This window comes from Bacillus sp. M6-12, assembly GCF_002860285.1.
In the GTDB taxonomy this organism is placed as follows: Bacteria; Bacillota; Bacilli; order Bacillales; family DSM-1321; genus Peribacillus.
Genome location: NZ_PGVF01000004.1, coordinates 41,940 through 60,685 on the forward strand (window position 1 = coordinate 41,940; position 18,746 = coordinate 60,685).

The window sequence follows — 18,746 nt, forward strand, 5'->3', positions numbered from 1 at the left end:
TTATTCCAAAGTAGCCATGCCCACTGTTTCAATCGCAAGCCCTTTAATCAATAATTCAGTCTGCAGCTCAACAAAATCCTCCAGCTTGTAGAGCTTTTGCAGTGACCATCTGCGGAACCCCCACATCTGGCCCTGAACAACAATGTTATGGGCTGCCAGACGAATATATGGTTCAGAAAGATCGAGTTCTCCGTTATTTACACATCGGCTAATCACATGCTCAAACATGGACACCATTTCGAGCTCCTTCTTCAGCACATAAGGCAATGCATCCTTTGTTAACGATTTCAATTCCTGATACATGACCAATACTTCATCCTGCATCTCATCCATTACTTTGAAGTAAAAGGCAACCGCAAGCTTTAGGCTTTCCAGTGTCCCTTCATTTATGGGGATATCCTTTTGAAGCCGGTCCTTTACTTCATCATAAATACTGTCGCACACCAGATATAAGACATCTTCCTTTGTACGGATATATTCATACAGCGTACCGATGCTGAAGCCCGCTGCCTTTGCGATTTCCCGGGTGGTCGTACGATGGAAGCCTTTTTCTTTAAAAAGTGCGACAGCACCCTTAATCATTTGATTCCGTCTCTTTTTAACAAGCCTCTCATCTTTTACAGATGCGTGAATCTCTCTTTTTTTCATACGTCACCGCCTTTTTAAGAAAAGCGCAAGCGCCCTGGGAAAAGGAAAAACAGCCAAGATCGCCAGTGTTGTAACTTAAACCATGTTACAGCCTTCGTCCTGTGGCAACGCCGTTCTGACCCACATCCTGACAAAGGAACGTCGACTAAGTTCTGGCACGTCCTCACAAAGCTGTCGCTTTGTTTCGTGAGATTGAATCGCTGCTGAAGCGTTCCTTGTCCTGTGCCAAACGTGGACGCCAGCACATTGCACAAAGCTGCAGCTTTAATTCGTGCGATGTATCGCTGCCGAAGCATTCCTTATCCTTTAGCGACGTCGGCACTAGCACGTCGTGGGCGTCGGGGCTTTATTTTCCTGCGGAAAAAAAGTTACTGGGCGCTGGAGCTAGACATCCATATTTTTTAAAACAGTTATACTTTCTTAATAAAGCCTGCAAAGGATGCCGCTTTAATCTTTTGTGATCATTCTGGAAATCACCAGTTTCTGAATCTCCTGGGTTCCCTCGTAGATTTGTGTAATTTTCGCATCACGCATATACCGCTCTACCGGATAATCCTTTGTATATCCATAACCGCCAAATACTTGAACAGCCTCTGTTGTAACCTTCATTGCAGTATCTCCTGCAAAAAGCTTTGACATAGCTGATTCCTTTCCGTAAGGTAATCCTTCTGACTCCAGCCAGGCTGCCTGATATGTTAATAGCCTGGAAGCTTCCACGCTTGTTGCCATGTCTGCAAGCTTAAAGCCGATCCCCTGCTGTGCTGCAATCGGTTTTCCGAACTGTACTCGTTCTTTTGCATAGTCAACGGCTGCATCAAGAGCTCCCTGCGCAATTCCGACTGCTTGTGCCGCGATGCCGTTCCGCCCGCCGTCAAGGGTCATCATCGCAATCTTGAAGCCTTCTCCCTCACTGCCCAAGAGATTTTCTTTTGGAACCTTGCAGTCTTCAAAAATAATTTCTGTAGTAGGTGATGACCGGATCCCAAGCTTTTTCTCTTTTTTCCCTACGCTAAAGCCAGGAAAGTCCTTTTCAATAATGAAGGCGCTTGTTCCTTTTTGCTTGGAAGAAGGATCAGTCAAGGCAAACACTACATAAGTATCAGCAATTCCGCCATTTGTAATGAAAATTTTTGAACCATTTAAAATATAATGGTCGCCATCCAATTTAGCTGTTGTCCTCATTCCTCCTGCATCTGAGCCTGATCCCGGCTCTGTAAGTCCATATGCACCAATTGTTTTTCCTTCTGCCATTGGGCGAAGATATTTCTGCTTTTGCTCCTCTGATCCAAACTTATAGATTGGCCAGCCTGCAAGAGAAGTATGAGCCGAGAGAGTTACCCCTGTAGATGCGCAAACGCGGGAAAGCTCTTCAATTGCGATGCAATAGGCAAGATAGTCACTGCCAATGCCGCCATATTCTTCAGGCCAGGGAATACCAGTAAGGCCCAGCTCGGCCATTTTATCAAAAATTTCGCGGTCGAATCGCTCTTCTTCATCTCTTTCAGCCGCTGTCGGAGCTACTTCATTTCTCGCAAAATCGCGAACCATTTTTCTGATCATTTCATGCTCTTCCGATAATTTAAATTGCATGGCAGAATCCCTCGTTTCTTGTGTGTTTAAAGCTGTTTGCTAATTACGATTCTTTGAATTTCGCTTGTTCCCTCATAGATTTCAGTTACCTTGGCATCGCGGAAATACCGTTCCACCGGATATTCTTTCGTATAGCCATAGCCCCCGAACACCTGAATTGCCTCTGTGGTCACCTCAACAGCGGTCCTTGAGGCAAACAACTTAGCCATAGATGCTTCTTTTTTACAATCTATTCCTTGCGAGCGCAGATAAGCGGCCTGATAAACTAATAGCCTTGAAGCTTCAATGGCAGTTGCCATATCAGCGAGTTTAAAACCGATTCCCTGCTGAGATGCGATCGGTTTTCCAAATTGCCTGCGTTCCTTTGCATATTGGACCGCGTGTTCATATGCTCCTTCAGCGATTCCGAGTGATTGGGCCGCAATGCCGATTCTTCCGGCATTCAGATTTGCCATGGCGACTTTAAAGCCGTCCCCTTCCCCGCCCAGCAAATTTTCAGAAGGGACCATCATATCTTCAAAGGTAAGCTGGAGCGTCCTTGATCCGAGCAGCCCCATTTTATGCTCATCTTTCCCAAACACCAGGCCAGGAGTTCCCTTTTCCACGATAAAAGCAGAAATACCTTTACTTCCAGCATCCGGATTTGTTGAAGCAAATACGATGTAAACATCTGCTTCGCCTCCGTTCGTTATAAACACCTTTGAACCGTTAATCCGGTAAAAGTCCCCTTCTTTAACAGCTCGAGATTTAAGGCCTCCGGCATCAGATCCGGCGCTGGTCTCAGTCAGGCAAAAAGCCCCTAAGTATTCACCTGAAGCAAGCTTTGGCACATATTTTTGCTTTTGCTCCCCGGTTCCGAAATATAGAATTGGATTGGTTCCGACCGATGTATGGACAGAAAGGATAACGCCTATGGTCGGGCTGACCTTGGAAATTTCATGTATCGCAATGATATATGACATATAATCCATTTCTGAACCGCCATATTGTTCAGGAACCGGAATTCCCATCAATCCCAGTTCGCCCATCTTCTTGAGGATGGCGGTGGGGAAAATTCCCTCTTCCATTTTTTCGATAAAGGGGGCAATTTCACTTCGGGCAAAATCGCGGACCATTTTCCGCATCATATTTTGTTCTTCATTAAACAGTAGATTCATAGAATAATGCCTCCAGGATGCCGAATAGATTCCCATGGCTGTTATCACGCAATGAGAACCTTGTATTGTCACCAAAAGCCTTGACAGCCTTTTGCTGTCTCAAAATCCAACAACTTTCATTGTCACCAGTAGCAGCGACAACCTTAGCTGTATTCATAAAAGCCGCGGCCTGATTTCTTTCCAAGCCAGCCAGCTTTCACATATTTTCTGAGCAGCGGACAAGGCCGGTATTTGTCATCACCAAAGCCCTCATGCAATGTTTCCATGATATACAGGCATGTATCCAGCCCGATAAAATCTGCTAGTGCCAGCGGCCCCATTGGATGGTTCATGCCGAGCTTCATCACTTCATCGATCGCTTCCTTGGATGCAACTCCTTCATAAAGCGTGTAAACCGCTTCGTTGATCATTGGCATCAAAATCCGATTGGAAACAAAGCCAGGGAAATCGTTTACTTCAACCGGAACCTTATTCAGAGATTTGGACATTTCTTCAATCGCGGTATACACTTCATCTGCTGTTGCCAGCCCGCGAATGATTTCCACCAGCTTCATGACAGGCACGGGATTCATAAAATGCATTCCGATAACTTTTTCCGGTCTCTTTGTCGCTGCCGCAATCTCTGTAATGGGAAGCGAAGATGTATTGGATGCCAAAATCGCATGCGGAGGAGCGATTCCATCCAGCTGCGCAAATAGCCTTGTCTTGATTTCCATATTTTCAATGGCTGCTTCGATTACAAGGTCCATATTAGCGGCAGTTTCCAAGTCTATCGAAGGCTGCAGTCTTTCCAATGCGCTGTTTTTATCCTCTTCACTCATTTTTCCTTTATCCACCTGGCGGGACAGGTTTTTATTAATAATCCCTAACCCCCGGTCGACAAACTCTTGTTTAAGATCATGCAGCACAACATCATAGCCGCTCATTGCACAAACCTGCGCAATTCCCGAACCCATCTGCCCAGCACCGATGACCATCACCTTTTTGATTTCCATTGACACACCCCTAAAAAAATCAAATACCGTCATAAATCTTCGAATTTAGCTTTAATTACGCCTGTTTAGGCACTTCAATCAGGATTGCGTCGCCCTGGCCGCCGCCGCTGCAGATGGCTGCAATTCCCAAACCTCCGCCTCGGCGCTTTAGTTCATGCATGAGAGTGATGATGATTCTTGCCCCGCTTGCGCCGATTGGGTGTCCTAGCGCAACCGCTCCCCCATTGACATTGACTTTATCAGGGTTCACGTTTGCAATCTTTCCGCTTGCAAGAGCGACAGCGGCGAACGCTTCGTTGATTTCAAATAAATCTATTTCCTCAAGCGATTTTCCAGTCTTTTTCAAAATTTCATTGATTACAAGTCCAGGAGTTTTTGGAAAATCCTTTGCTTCCACTGCGACCTCTGCATGGCCAAGAATATAGGCAAAAGGTGTCTTCCCTTCCTTTGCGGCCCTTTCTTCACTCATCAGAACAAGTGCTCCTGCTCCATCGTTAACTCCTGGCGCATTCCCGGCTGTAATAGTCCCTTCGTTACCAAAGGCTGGACCGAGCTTAGCAAGCTTTTCAATAGAGGTGTCTTTTCTTGGTGCCTCGTCGTTTGCCACCGTAACCGGCTCTCCTTTTCGGACAGGAACAGTTACGGGTACGATTTCTTCCGCCAATACCCCTGCTTCTATTGCTGCGATAGCCTTCTGATGGCTATTAAAGGACCATTGATCCTGTTCCTCACGCGAAAGCTCAAGGTCTTCCGCTGTGCTGTTTCCATAAGTACCCATATGGACACCTGTGAAGCTGCAGCTCAATCCGTCATGGATCATCAGGTCTTTCATTTGGGCATCTCCCATGCGCAAACCCCACCTTGCTTTAGGCACAAAATACGGGGAGTTGCTCATTGATTCCATTCCACCTGCTACAATAACTTCTTCATCACCTGAGCGAATGATCTGGTCAGCCAGGGTTACACTGCGAAGACCGGAAGCACAGACTTTGTTGATCGTTTCCGTCTTTACCTCCCACGGAATGCCAGCGTGCCTTGAAGCCTGCCTTGAAGGGATTTGCCCCTGTCCAGCCTGAAGAACATTTCCCATGATTACCTCATCAACCTGATTTGGCTCGATTCCTGCACGGCTGAGCGCTTCCTTAATGGCGATACCGCCTAGCTGCGAAGCTGTTAGACTGCTTAGACCCCCGCCAAACTTTCCAAAAGGTGTTCTCACTCCGCTTATAATTACTGTTTTCCCCATAATTCTCCTCCTCTTTTATTCTTTATATTATTATTGGCAATCAGACTGACTGAACGCTCGTTCACCTTGGTTTGGGACAAAAGCCCGGAACCAGTCCGAGCTTAAAAATTGTGTTTTTAATTCCGCCCAAGATTATGTAAGCGCTTTATTCACTCTTATATAGTACCAATTTTTATGAAAATGTTAAACAATTTGTGATTAAATTCCAAAAGTATTTCATATTCACATTTTTTAAAGATTTAGATAAAAAAATGCCTGCATCCAGAATCATGTTCGAGTTTAGGAGCAGGCATAGTTGTAATTTTTTTCGTTTATTAGGAAACTAACATTTCTTTCTCACCGATTAAGGATTTCTCCAGAAGCTCGGCTACATCATAAGTTTTTACATCTTCTTCTACTTCTTTAGCTTTCGTGCCGTCCGTGATCATTGTTAGACAGTACGGGCAGCCTGAGCTAATGACCGAAGGATTCACAGCAAGGGCCTGTTCAGTACGGGCCACGTTAATGCGATGGCCAGTTTCTTCTTCCATCCACATTAATCCGCCGCCAGCACCGCAGCACATACCTGTTTCGCGGTTTCGTTCCATCTCTATCAGCTTGACTCCAGGAATAGCTTTTAAGATGTCACGAGGTGCATCATACACTTCGTTGTATCGTCCCAAGTAGCAGGAGTCATGGAAGGTAATCGTTTCGTTAACCGCATGCTTTGGAACAAGTTTTCCTTCTTTTACAAGCTTGGCAAGCAATTCTGTATGGTGATATACCTCAGCCTGCAAGCCGAAATCAGGATACTCATTTTTAAAGATGTTGTAGGCATGAGGGTCGATTGTAACGATTTTCTTTACTTCATTCTTTTCAAATTCCTCAATGTTCTTGGTGGCAAGTTCCTGGAAAATGAACTCATTTCCTAAACGGCGAGGTGTATCCCCGGAGTTCTTTTCCTTATTGCCCAGGATCGCAAACTTAACGCCGGCCTCATTCATTAACTTGGCAAATGAAAGAGCAATCTTTTGGCTTCGATTGTCATAAGACCCCATTGAGCCAACCCAGAACAAATATTCAAATTCCTCGCCGGCCTTACTAAGCTCCTTCACTGTAGGAATATGAACATCATCCCTGAGTTCCCTCCAGTTTTCCTTTTCCTTGCGGTTAAGGCCCCAAGGATTGCCCTGCCGTTCAATATTCTGCATCGCACGCTGTGCGTCGGCATTCATTTTTCCTTCCGTAAGCACAAGATAACGGCGCATATCAATAATTTTATCCACGTGCTCATTCATAACCGGGCACTGGTCTTCACAGTTCCGGCACGTCGTACAAGCCCAAAGTTCTTCTTCCGTAATAACTTCGCCGATCAGGCTTGGACTGTAGTCCAAAGCGGCAGCTGATTCCTGGGCCCCCTGGGAAGCTCCAGCCAGCGCAAGCTGATTGCCTTGTGTGTTGGAGAAGACATATGTCGGTACCCATGGCTGTTTCGCCGTAATAGCTGCACCCTTGTTCGTCAGGTGATCACGCATCTTCAATATGATATCCATAGGAGAAAGCATTTTTCCTGTCCCTGTTGCAGGGCACATATTTGTACAGCGCCCGCACTCTACGCAAGCATAGAGGTCAATGAGCTGATACTGATTGAAATCTTCAATTTTACCGGCACCGAATGATTCCTGGGACTCATCCTCGAAGTCGATCTTTTTCAGTTTGCCCGGATTATCAAGGCGGCTAAAGTAAACATTTGCAGGCCCGGCAATTAAGTGGGCATGCTTAGATTGCGGAATATATACAAGGAAAGTCAGCAAGAACAGCAAGTGTATCCACCATGAAACGTAGAAAACTGCGATGGCTGCCGTTTCACCCATCCAGCCTAAGGCGGCTGCAATACTGGACGCTACAGGCTCTGACCATGCCCCTGCATGATCATGCCATACCATGCCTGCTCCATTTCCTAAAAGAACGGAAAGCATTAACCCGCCGATCAGCAATAATACGATACCTGATTTAAAGCCGCGCTTTAACCGGACAAGCTTTTCAACATAGCGGCGATAGAATGCCCAGACAACTGCAACCAGAATAACCAGGGTTACAATTTCCTGAAAGAATGTAAACGCCGGATATAAAGGCCCTAGAGGCAGGTGCGCACCAGGCTTAATTCCTTTAATGATAAAATCAATAGCTCCAAGCTGAACGAGGATAAAACCATAGAAAAACATGACGTGGATTGCCCCGCTCTTCTTATCCTTGAGAAGCTTTTTCTGGCCAAAGACATTTACCCAAACCTTGTCGAGCCTTTCCTTAACACGGTTATCAAACTCCACTTTTTTACCAAGCTTAATGTATTCCATCCTTGTTCTGATCAAATAGACAAACAAGCTGGCAGCGTAAGCGGTTACAATTAGAAACGCAATAAGATTGATCCATAATAGCGGATTCATACTTCCCTGCTCCTTTCCCGATCCTTAGTTAGTATAAAAATTAAAACAGTTCTACTTTTCTGACAAACGGGATTATTTATCCTTATTATAAAAATGAATGAGCATTCAGTCAACCATTTTTTCTCAGTGATTCTGTTCCGGGAACTCTTATTAATATGGATGAATAAGCCAAAAATGAGAAACGCTATTATTATCATTATAAACGGAGGAGGGGGTTAGATGGCAATTGTTTTTATCATCATAATGGCATTGGCTCTGGCCGCTCTCTGGCTGCGTATTGACTTTTTGCACGGCAAGAAAATGCATGAACAGAAATACAAAAGAAAAGATTATCCGATTAGGCACGCCGACTTTACTTTTTTTACTGAAGGGAATAAGCTTTTTTCCGATTTATTCGAGGAGATCCTCCAGGCTAAGAAGCACATTCATTTAATTTTTTACATTGTAAGAGAAGATTCTATTGGCCATCAGTTCTTTTCATTATTAAAAGCAAAGGCAGAAGAAGGAGTGCAGGTCAGGCTTTTGCTAGACTGGGTTGGGAGCCACACGATAAACCCGCGCATAATCAAGGACTTAAGGGACGCAGGGGTACATTTTTCTTTTTGCCAGGTTCCAAGGTTTCCCTACCTCTTTTATTCCTCTCAAGTACGGAACCATAAAAAAATCTGTATAATTGACGGCCGGTTGGGTTACCTGGGCGGTTTCAATATTGGTGACGAGTACATCGGAGCAGATACCAAACTAAGTCCATGGCGTGATTATCACCTAAAGATGACAGGCGAGGGTGTAAAAGATTTGCAGGCTGAATTTCTTCAGGATTGGCTAAATGCCACTGGAGAAGATTTACGATCTGACTCCAGCTTTCACTGGACTGAAGAGCGTATCGGAAAGTGCCAGCATCAATTCATGTCGACCGAGGGCATTGGACTGGAGGATAATTATCAAAGACTAATCAGAATGTCCGAAAAGAAAATTGTGATTGGCACTCCCTACTTCATCCCAAGCGACAGGCTAATGTCTGCGCTGGTTGATGCACTTGGCAGGAACGTTGAGATTACTATTATTGTACCGCAGATAGCCGACCACGCCCTTGTGCAGGAAGCCTCCTTTCCTTTTTTCCGCAAGCTGCTGAAACACGGAGCCAATATTCTGCAGTTTCAGCACGGTTTCTATCATTCGAAAATTATTTTAATTGATGATAAAGTTTGCGATATCGGAACGGCTAATTTTGATAAAAGAAGCCTCTTCCTGAATCATGAAATGAATTGCTATGTGTATGACCAAAGCTGCATCCATGCGCTTAAGAAGGAGCTTGACAAAGATATTCTTGGTTCAACTCCGATTTCAAAGGAGCTATTAGACAATCCAGACTTATATGGCAAGTTTAAGGAGTTGTGCGCCCTATTGATTTCCAACTTTTTATAACCTGAAGGAGGCTTCCATGATTATCCGGTATGGCTATGTTTCGACCGCAACTTCACTTTGGGAGTCCTCTCCTGCGAGAACGGTTACGTTTAAACGATTTAAGGAGCTGGGCAGCGAACAAGGCTTTGAAAAAGTCTTGGAGGTAACCCGCCAAAACCTCCGTAATACTTTACGGACTCTATACTATAATACAGCGCAGGAAATCTCTGTTTACCGCCTGTCCAGTTCCATCGTCCCCCTTGCTACCCACCCCGAGCTTCTTTGGGATTTTGTCACTCCCTTTAAGGAAGAGTGGCAGGCAATCGGAGACTGGATTAGGCGGCATAATATGCGGGTCAGCTTCCATCCGAATCAGTTCACACTGTTTACGAGCGATAAGCCCCATATTACCGCAAACGCTATAAAAGATTTGGAATATCATTATCGGATGTTCGAAGCAATGGGAATACACAGCCATTCTTACATGAATATTCATATCGGCGGAGCTTACGGCGATAAACTAGCTGCCCTTGGCCGGTTTGATGAAAATATTAAACAGCTGCCGGCCCATATTAAACAGAAAATGACCCTGGAAAATGATGATAAAACATATACAGCGGAAGAAACACTGCGGGTTTGCCAGAACGAGCAGGTGCCCCTTGCTTTTGACTACCACCACCATATGGCCAATCCGAGCACTATTCCGTTAGAGCAGCTGCTGCCGGACATTGCTTTAACCTGGGCACATACAGGAATACCACCCAAGATCCATATTTCCTCTCCTAAATCAGATAAGGAATACCGCTCCCACGCAGACTTTGTCGATTTGGATTTTATCATGCCACTGCTGCGCCTCCTCAAGGAACTGCAGCTCGATACCGATTTTATGATTGAAGCTAAAACAAAGGACAAAGCGATGCTAAAGCTTATTGAAGACGTGACAAAAATACGCGGAGTGAAGCGATTGAATGGCGGAACTGTGGAATGGAAGTAAAGCCCTCCGCATGAACCGGCAGGTGACAGGGCGAGGCCGGACTCACGCTTGCGGGTGAAAAGAAAGACTCGTTTCGCGGGAGGGATTTCGGAAATAGATCTTTCCCATAAATAACGGAACTAGAATCAGTTTGTCCCCGAGAAAACCGAATTAAGGATTTAGACAGCCACGTTATTCAGGAACACTTCACGGACTTCTGCCCGTCAAGAGGAAATTTGAGCTGCAATCCTGCATGGCGGTCCCGAATAATGTCGAAATATGTAGAGAAATCGGTATTTTTCATATGTTGATAGATAAATTTAAGAAGTTGAACGATAAAATTTGAAGTGTTGGTAGATAAAATTCCGATGTTGTACGATAAATTTCGAATGTTGTATGATAAGTACTCCCTTTAGACTGCCGAGGAGTAATTTGGCCCTCTTTTTTCTCCCAGAAAAAAGTCGAAAAATTGATATATACTCAAAATTTATTCAGTAGGCCGAAAAAGTTGATGATAACAGTATTAACTTTAGAAGAAAAAAGTGAATTAGTGTCTGATAAATCTCCATGATTTTATTTCATTTGAAAACATGGCAGTTTTTCAAAAATTTCCGGCTTTTTTCACAGGAAATCGCCTAAAATCATTGAAAAGACCGGTATGGCCATGGCCACACCGGTCTCTTCATTACATCTTCTCTGGCGCGGATACTCCGATTATACTCAAAGCATTCTTCAGCGTAATTTGAACAGATTTTACAAGAGATAAACGAGCCTTGCTTCTTTCAACATGCTCCGCATCAAGCACTTTGTCGGCATTGTAAAAGCTGTGGAATGCAGATGCCAGGTCAAAGATATAATTGGCAATGCGGTGAGGCATCCTCTTATCTGCTGCTTCGGCAATCGCCTGCGGGAATTCACCAAGGCGCTTCAGCAGCTCAATTTCCTTTTCCGAAGAGATGTGTGAATAGTCCACTTCACCCTCATAGCTAACTTCCTGCTCATCCCCCTGACGAAGAATGCTGGAGATACGTGCATGCGCATATTGTGCATAATATACCGGGTTTTCGTTAGATTGAGAAACAGCAAGATCCAAATCGAAATCCATATGGGTATCGGCACTTCTCATGGCGAAGAAATAACGGACAGCATCGAGGCCGACCTCATCGATCAAGTCACGCATTGTTACTGCTTTTCCTGTACGCTTGCTCATCTTCATTTTCTCGCCGTCTTTATACAGGTGAACAAGCTGGATGATTTCCACTTCAAGCTGCTCACGGCCATAGCCCAATGCTTCAATGGCCGCTTTCAACCTCGGGATATAGCCATGGTGGTCAGCACCCCAAATATTAATCAGCTTTTCAAAGCCGCGCTGAAGCTTATCACGGTGATAAGCGATATCAGGAAGCAAATACGTATAAGATCCATCCTGCTTGATTAATACGCGGTCTTTATCGTCGCCAAGCTCTGTAGACCTGAACCACGTAGCTCCATCCTGTTCATAAATATGGCCTCTTTCTTTTAAAACGGAAAGGGCTTCATCTATTTTGCCGTTCTTGTAAAGAGAAGTTTCTGAATACCATACATCAAAGCCGACGCGGAAGTTTTCCAGGTCATTCTTCAGCTTTTCCATTTCATACTTTAAGCCGTAATCGCGGAAAAACTCAAACCGCTCATCCTTAGGTACATCGACAAACTTATCGCCATATTCCTTAGCCAGTTCCTGACCGATTCCGATGATGTCCGCACCATGATAACCGTCCTCCGGCATTTCTTTATCAAGACCCAGCGCCTGGAAGTAGCGTGCTTCAACGGACGAAGCCAGATTGTTGATCTGGTTTCCTGCATCGTTAATATAATATTCCCGGGATACATTATATCCTGCTTTAGCAAGAACATTGCACAGCGAATCGCCTACTGCAGCACCACGGGCATGTCCAAGGTGAAGGTCGCCTGTCGGGTTTGCGGAAACAAACTCAACCTGGATCCTTTCTCCCTTGCCAAAATCGCTCTCCCCGTAACGTTCTCCCGCTTCTAAAATAGTGGGAATCAGTTTAGTCAGATACCCGTTGTCCATATAAAAATTAATAAAGCCCGGTCCTGCAATTTCAATTTTTTCGATCGATGCCTTTGAACGGTCAAAGTTTTCAATAATGGCTTCCGCAATCATGCGCGGTGCCTTTTTGGCGACCCTTGCCAGCTGCATGGCCATGTTGGAGGAATAGTCCCCGTGTGCCTTTTCCTTTGGAATTTCCAGTACTACATTTGGAATCTGGTCTTCAGCGGCCAGCCCTGCTTTTTGCACGGCAGCTTTAATTTCCTGTTTCAGCTTTTCTTGTACCTGAGCAACTATGTTCATCGTTTATTCTTCCTCCCTGTATTTTATCGACATTTCGTAAAGACCAAGATTGTCTCCGTTCATTTCCAGGTTATATCGAAAAATAATTTCTTCAGAATGGTCCTGGCCGCTTATTTTACGAGCCATTTCATGAGTATTCGTTACCATTGGCAAGGTTCCATAGATGCTTTCATAATGCCCATTTGTTAGTTCGCCAGGTCTGAACACCTGCCGCATCTTAACTGCGCCGCTTCTCATCAGCAGTGCCTCATCTTCTGTATATTTAATAATGGTTTTGATAGCACCGTTTTCACCAGCTTCTTCAAATTGCAGATATACTGCTGCATTCTTAAAGATTTGGATGCCGGATAAGACCAGTTCATATGTCTCGGTTTCTCCGCCGTTATGTATCGCTGTTTTTAGTGTAATGGCGACATTTTTCTTGTCTGTACCATTAAGAGACATCGTGACCGCTCCCATAATTTATTGCCCTATAACTTAATAAGTATAATTATTCTTTACATAAGTTTCAACTTATCCTCTAAGAAAAAACAAATGTTCAATAAAAATGGTGAACAGGCAGCTTCTTTTCCATATTTCATACATCGACAGGACTGCATAAGCCAGAATTTAGTTATTAAAAAACAGCCCGGAAATATATCCGGACTGCCAATTAATTATTATTTTCGCTTTTGAACCCAGCCAAGTATCATTTCACGGATAAGCTTGCTGGCTGTATTTGCTGTTTGTTCTGATACGTCGTAAATTGGAGCTACTTCCACCAAGTCGCAGCCCACCACTTTAATGTCTGATTTTGCAATGGCATGAATCGACGCCAAAAGCTCTTTGGAAGTGATGCCGCCTGCATCTACTGTTCCTGTTCCAGGAGCGTGTGCCGGGTCAAGAACATCAATATCAATTGTTACATAAACCGGACGGCCCGCTAATGTTGGCAGGATTTCCTTTAATGGCTCAAGCACTTCGAATTTAGAGATGTGCATTCCGTTTTCCTTGGCCCACTGGAATTCTTCCTTCATCCCTGAACGGATTCCAAATGAATAGACATTATGCGGCCCAATATGCTCGGCAATTTTACGGATTGGCGTGGAATGGGAAAGCGGCTCCCCTTCATATTCCTCACGAAGGTCTGTATGGGCATCCATATGGATGATTGCCAAATCAGGATATTTCTTGGCAACTGCCTTCATGACCGGCCAGGAAACTAAGTGCTCTCCCCCCATGCCAAGCGGAAACTTATCTTCAGCAAGAAGCGTATCAATAAAATCTTCGATAATATCAAGGCTTCGCTGCGGATTGCCAAATGGAAGCGGGATGTCCCCTGCATCAAAATACTTTACTTCTTCCAGTTCACGGTCTAAATAGGCGCTATATTCCTCTAATCCGATTGATACCTCACGAATTCTGGCAGGCCCGAACCGTGAGCCCGGACGGTAGCTGACTGTCCAGTCCATCGGCATTCCATAAATGACTGCCTCTGCTTCTTCAAAATTCGGGTGGCTTTTTATAAAAACATTTCCTGAATAGGCTTCATCAAAACGCATAGAGAATCCCTCTTTCTTATTTAAAATTGCTTTTGAAAACCATAGAAAACCTTGCCGGCAGACAAAAGGAACATCGGCTAGTAACTGGCAGGGCTGAAATCTAAGGCCTCTTCAACCTCCGTCCTGTGCCAAACGCCGACGCCAGCACATCCTCACAAAGCTACACGCTTTGTTTTGTGCGATGTGCTGGCGCAGAGTTTCTTGTCCTATCACAAAGGTAAAGTCGCGTCCTCACAAAGCTGTCGCTTTGTTTCGTGCGATGAATCGCTGCTGAAGCTTTCCTTGTCCTGTGGCAAGGCCGTTTTGACCCACATCCTCACAAAGCAACGCTTTGTGTCGTGCGATGCATCGCAGCGAAGGCTTCCTTGTCCTGTGGGCCTCCGGCAAGGATATAGTTACTATAATTACTTAATCAAATCTTGGACAAACTTAGGCAATACAAAAGCTGCTTTATGAAGTTCTTTTGTATAATACTTTGTTTCGATCTCATGGAACCGCTCTTCGCTCACTTGCAGAGGGTCGTGCTTTTTGGAACCGATTGTGAATGTCCACAATCCGCTTGGATAAGTTGGGATGTTCGCAACGTAAAGGCTTGTGATCGGGAAGATTTCCTTAACATCTCTTTGAACCTCAGTAATCAGGTCAGCTTTAAACCAAGGGTTGTCTGTTTGAGCTACAAAAATTCCGTCTTCTTTAAGCGCTTTTGCAATTCCAGCATAAAACCCTTTTGTGAATAAATTTACCGCAGGCCCGACTGGCTCCGTGGAATCAACCATAATAACATCGTATTCATTTTCGCTTTTTGCAATATGCATGAATCCGTCATCAACCTGAACATCAACACGCGGATCATCTAGCATTCCTGCAATCTCAGGAAGGTATTTCTTGGAATACTCAATAACCTTGCCATCAATGTCAACTAGGGTTGCTTTTTTTACGCTTGGATGCTTTAGGACTTCACGGATAACTCCTCCATCCCCCCCGCCTACAACAAGGACGTTTTCAGGATTCGGGTGAGTAAACAACGGCACATGTGCCACCATTTCATGGTATACAAATTCATCTTTAACTGATGTCATAACCATATCGTCAAGAAGAAGCATATTGCCCCATTCTGCCGTTTCGATCATATCAAGCTTTTGAAAGTCTGTTTGTTCTGTATGTAAAGTACGATTCACCTTCATCGTTATGCCAAAATTCTCTGTTTGTTTTTCAGTAAACCAAATTCCCATTGTATCTCTTCCTTCCTTTTTCCAAATTAAATGAAGTTATCGCTTTCAAAAGCAAGGTTCATCAATAGTTTCCAGACAAATACAGGAAACCTTGCTTTAATACCGAGTCATTATTAAAGTTCCCCAACAAAGAAATTACAAACCCAGAAATGCAAATGCCCTATCAAAAGGAACGTTCACGTTGGTACTGATTTTTTGTAACGGTTCTCGGTTGTAATCAGGGGGCTGCAGCTGGATTCGTTCAAGTCAGGGTAACTACCCTAATCCGCATAAGAAAAAACTCGGTGGTTGCCGAGTTCATTGCTAGAGAAAAGTATAGAACAATCTAGCAAAATTGCAAGAAAAAATTTGCTCTATCAATATCGATGTTTAAAAATCATTGTTTTTTTTCATACTGATAGTAATACCTATGGCCGAAGAAGGTGAAGTAAGTGGAATTGATTACTGGACAAAATTTTAAACGAACAGCAAAATACATCAGGGCAGCGGTCATTATTGCGTGCCTTTTCTCCATTTTGCTTGGACTTGCAGCTTTTTCGCTGTTCACCTATGCCAAAATATTAGGTGCACCGCCATTAGCTGTTCCGCAATCGACCATTTATTTTGGGGAAAATGGAGAGGTTATCGGAGAAAGCGATAATGGACAAAAACGATATTGGGTAAAGCTTGATGATATATCGAAGGATTTAATAGATGCAACCATAGCCGTGGAAGACCAGCATTTTTACAAGCATTACGGCTTTGACATGAAAAGGATCGCCGGAGCGGTAGTCGCGGACATCCGAGCGATGGCAAAGGTTCAGGGAGCCAGTACGATCACCCAGCAATATGCCCGAAACTTGTTTCTCGAACATGATAAAACATGGCAGCGGAAGATTACCGAAGCTTTTTATACACTTCGTCTCGAAATGAATTATTCTAAAAAAGAAATTTTAGAAGGCTACTTAAATACCATTTATTATGGACACAGAGCTTATGGCGTCGAAGCTGCCAGCCAGTATTATTTCAACAAATCAGCCAAGGATCTGACTCTTGCGGAGGCCAGCATGCTCGCCGGAATCCCAAAGGGCCCGGCCAGCTATTCACCGCTGGAGAATATCGAAAAAGCAAAAAAACGCCAAGCTATCGTATTGAAATCGATGAAGAATCAGAAGATTATCAAATCAGCTGAAGCTGAAGCAGCAAAAGGCGAGACTTTGGCATTAACAGGCAAACATCCATCTTCAGGCGAAAAAACTGCACCGTATTTTCAGGATGCTGTAAAGCAGGCACTAAAAAGTAAACTGGGATTGGACGAACGGACAATTGAGCTTGGAGGATTAAAGGTCTATACAACGCTCAATAAGAAAAAACAAAAAGCGGCAGAAGAAGCCTTTGACTCGATTATGTCAGATCAATCGAAAATACAGGCAGCTCTTATTGCAATGAACCCCAAAAATGGAGAGGTTGAGGCTCTGATTGGCGGCAGGGACTATAAGGAAAGTTCTTTTAATCGGAGCACTCAAGCGGTACGCCAGCCTGGGTCGACAATCAAACCGCTGCTGTATTATGCTGCGCTGGAAAAGGGGTTTACCCCCTCCACCACATTGAGAAGCGAAAAAACGACTTTTACTTTTGATGACGGCGCGTCTTCTTACACACCGCATAATTTTAATCATCAGTATGCGAACGGGAATATCACGCTTGCACAGGCTATTGCTCTGTCTGATAATGTGTACGCTGTCAAAACCCATATGTTTCTCGGGGAAGATACTTTAGTAGATACAGTCAGGAAGTTTGGCCTTTCCTCGAAAATGTCAGCCGTTCCTTCGCTTGCTCTTGGCACCTCCGGAGTACGGATGCTCGAGATGGTAAATGCTTACGGAATCCTTGCAAATGGAGGAAAAAAGGTAGAGCCAGTCTTTATCAAACGGGTCGAAAACCATAAAGGGGACATTATCTATAAGCATGAACAGCATAAAAAGACAGTATTGGACCCTGATAAAGCATATGTTATGACACAAATGCTGACAGGGATTTTTGATAAAAAGCTCAATGGCCATGCAAGTGTTACCGGGACAGCCATTATTCCGCAGCTTACCCGCCCTTATGCGGGCAAATCTGGCACAACGCCATCAGATAGCTGGATGATTGGCTATACACCGCAGCTTGTGGCCGGCGTTTGGGCCGGATTTGATCATTCCCAAAAAATTGAAGCAACAGAAGATAAATCTTATGCTAAAAAGATTTGGGCCCGGTTTATGGAATACAGCCTTGAAGATGAGCCGGTGAAAAACTTTAAGCCTTCTGAAAATGTTACAGGTGTGAAAATTGACCCCGCCAACGGACTGCTTGCAACAGAAGATTGCCCTGCTGCCAGGATGACCTACTTTGAAAAAGGTACGGAACCAACCGAATACTGTACAGACCATATCCATGATGGGCTTTTCAACCGGGAAAACAGACAATCGCCTGAACAGAAAAAAGGCTGGTATAAAAAGTTCCTTGAATTTTGGAAGTCTGAATAACGGAAAAACCCCGAGACATTCCGTCCCGGGGTTTTTCCTGTCCTAGTTTTACAGCGTCTGCACGCTGTAAATTAGTTTACCTGATTTTACTGAATTTCAAAAGACTTTCATGTAAGATTCGAAATTTTTTCACAAAATTGACATATATTTTCTGATCAAAGAGCTTGCAATCCTTGTTTTAATTCCTCTGAAGATTTTTCCCACATTTCGCTATTATGATTTTGCAGGTACTCCGCCAGGATTTTTTTGGACCGGTCGTCCATATGATCTACCATGATATACCGTTTTAAAGACTTATCCATTTTGTTGACATGCTCAGGAAGCGATTTATAGCCTCTTCTGATTTCTCTGTCCACTGTCATTTCACAGGCTGTCACTCCGGCGTAGAGCGGGCCATCTGCAGTTACTTCAATTGTCACCCAGACGAGCCAATAAGGCTTTCCATTTGGAACCTGGGTTTTGTCAGGAAGGAACTTTATCCCCTTCTCCACGGCGCTCCTTGCGTGCATAGCGCCAACATCAACGGCTGCATCACCTGCTTCTACATCAATGATAACAGGAGAAATATTATCAAGGGTAAGCACTCCAGCGCCAAAGCCTTTATGGCCTGCCATCGGGTCATTTTTTACGATATTAAAGCCCATCTTCTTTTTTGGCTGATTTTCCATAGT

General features: G+C 44.2%; 15 protein-coding genes. 3 read left to right on the forward strand and 12 right to left on the reverse strand.

What is annotated here, in order from left to right:
• The 7 genes from CVD28_RS06765 to CVD28_RS06790 form a co-directional block, all read right to left on the reverse strand.
• Entirely contained in the window at positions 1-648 is a 648-nt protein-coding gene (locus tag CVD28_RS06765; protein ID WP_101591614.1) for a TetR/AcrR family transcriptional regulator, read from the reverse strand.
• A 447-nt stretch (positions 649-1,095) separates the two neighbouring features.
• Positions 1,096-2,238, reverse strand: a complete 1,143-nt coding sequence (locus CVD28_RS06770) for an acyl-CoA dehydrogenase (RefSeq protein ID WP_101591615.1) — start codon at positions 2,236-2,238, stop codon at positions 1,096-1,098.
• 26 nt (positions 2,239-2,264) lie between these two features.
• The gene (locus CVD28_RS06775; RefSeq protein ID WP_101591616.1) at positions 2,265-3,395 is read right to left on the reverse strand and encodes an acyl-CoA dehydrogenase; all 1,131 of its coding nucleotides are present in this window, start codon (positions 3,393-3,395) and stop codon (positions 2,265-2,267) included.
• Positions 3,379-3,552 carry a hypothetical protein gene (locus tag CVD28_RS27945; RefSeq protein WP_180954018.1) on the reverse strand — a complete coding sequence of 58 codons (174 nt, stop codon included), beginning with the start codon at positions 3,550-3,552 and terminating at the stop codon, positions 3,379-3,381. Before CVD28_RS27945 ends, CVD28_RS06775 begins: the two co-directional genes overlap by 17 nt.
• Positions 3,539-4,390, reverse strand: a complete 852-nt coding sequence (locus CVD28_RS06780; RefSeq protein WP_101591617.1) for a 3-hydroxybutyryl-CoA dehydrogenase — start codon at positions 4,388-4,390, stop codon at positions 3,539-3,541. Before CVD28_RS06780 ends, CVD28_RS27945 begins: the two co-directional genes overlap by 14 nt.
• Positions 4,391-4,445: 55 nt before the next feature.
• Entirely contained in the window at positions 4,446-5,636 is a 1,191-nt protein-coding gene (locus tag CVD28_RS06785; RefSeq protein WP_101591618.1) for an acetyl-CoA C-acetyltransferase, read from the reverse strand.
• A 314-nt stretch (positions 5,637-5,950) separates the two neighbouring features.
• Positions 5,951-8,062 carry a heterodisulfide reductase-related iron-sulfur binding cluster gene (locus CVD28_RS06790; protein WP_101591619.1) on the reverse strand — a complete coding sequence of 704 codons (2,112 nt, stop codon included), beginning with the start codon at positions 8,060-8,062 and terminating at the stop codon, positions 5,951-5,953.
• A 219-nt stretch (positions 8,063-8,281) separates the two neighbouring features.
• On the opposite strand from CVD28_RS06790, the gene cls reads away from it, so the two are divergent.
• Both cls and uvsE read left to right on the forward strand, forming a co-directional pair.
• Positions 8,282-9,487, forward strand: coding sequence for a cardiolipin synthase (gene cls / locus CVD28_RS06795; RefSeq protein ID WP_101591620.1), 1,206 nt, complete (start codon positions 8,282-8,284; stop codon positions 9,485-9,487).
• Positions 9,488-9,503: 16 nt separating this feature from the next.
• The gene (gene uvsE, locus CVD28_RS06800) at positions 9,504-10,460 is read left to right on the forward strand and encodes a UV DNA damage repair endonuclease UvsE (protein ID WP_101591621.1); all 957 of its coding nucleotides are present in this window, start codon (positions 9,504-9,506) and stop codon (positions 10,458-10,460) included.
• Positions 10,461-11,124: 664 nt separating this feature from the next.
• Here the strand turns inward: uvsE and argS are convergent.
• The 4 genes from argS to speE all read right to left on the reverse strand — a co-directional run bounded on the left by argS (position 11,125) and on the right by speE (position 15,568).
• Positions 11,125-12,795: an arginine--tRNA ligase gene (gene argS, locus CVD28_RS06805; RefSeq protein ID WP_101591622.1), complete on the reverse strand. Its 1,671-nt coding sequence runs from the start codon at positions 12,793-12,795 to the stop codon at positions 11,125-11,127.
• Between the two features lie 3 nt (positions 12,796-12,798).
• Positions 12,799-13,239, reverse strand: coding sequence for a DUF1934 domain-containing protein (locus CVD28_RS06810; protein ID WP_180954020.1), 441 nt, complete (start codon positions 13,237-13,239; stop codon positions 12,799-12,801).
• Between the two features lie 215 nt (positions 13,240-13,454).
• Positions 13,455-14,336 (reverse strand): agmatinase, encoded by an 882-nt coding sequence (speB, locus tag CVD28_RS06815; protein ID WP_101591624.1) that lies wholly within the window; start codon positions 14,334-14,336, stop codon positions 13,455-13,457.
• A gap of 404 nt (positions 14,337-14,740) precedes the next feature.
• Positions 14,741-15,568 (reverse strand): spermidine synthase, encoded by an 828-nt coding sequence (speE, locus tag CVD28_RS06820; RefSeq protein WP_101591625.1) that lies wholly within the window; start codon positions 15,566-15,568, stop codon positions 14,741-14,743.
• A gap of 431 nt (positions 15,569-15,999) precedes the next feature.
• Here speE and CVD28_RS06825 point away from each other — a divergent pair, with 431 nt between their 5' ends.
• Positions 16,000-18,075, forward strand: coding sequence for a transglycosylase domain-containing protein (locus CVD28_RS06825; RefSeq protein ID WP_101591626.1), 2,076 nt, complete (start codon positions 16,000-16,002; stop codon positions 18,073-18,075).
• Between the two features lie 155 nt (positions 18,076-18,230).
• On the opposite strand, the gene CVD28_RS06830 is transcribed toward CVD28_RS06825, so the two are convergent.
• A complete protein-coding gene (locus CVD28_RS06830) occupies positions 18,231-18,743 on the reverse strand; it encodes a YwhD family protein (RefSeq protein ID WP_101591627.1) in 513 nt (170 codons plus the stop codon).
• Positions 18,744-18,746 lie beyond the last annotated feature (3 nt).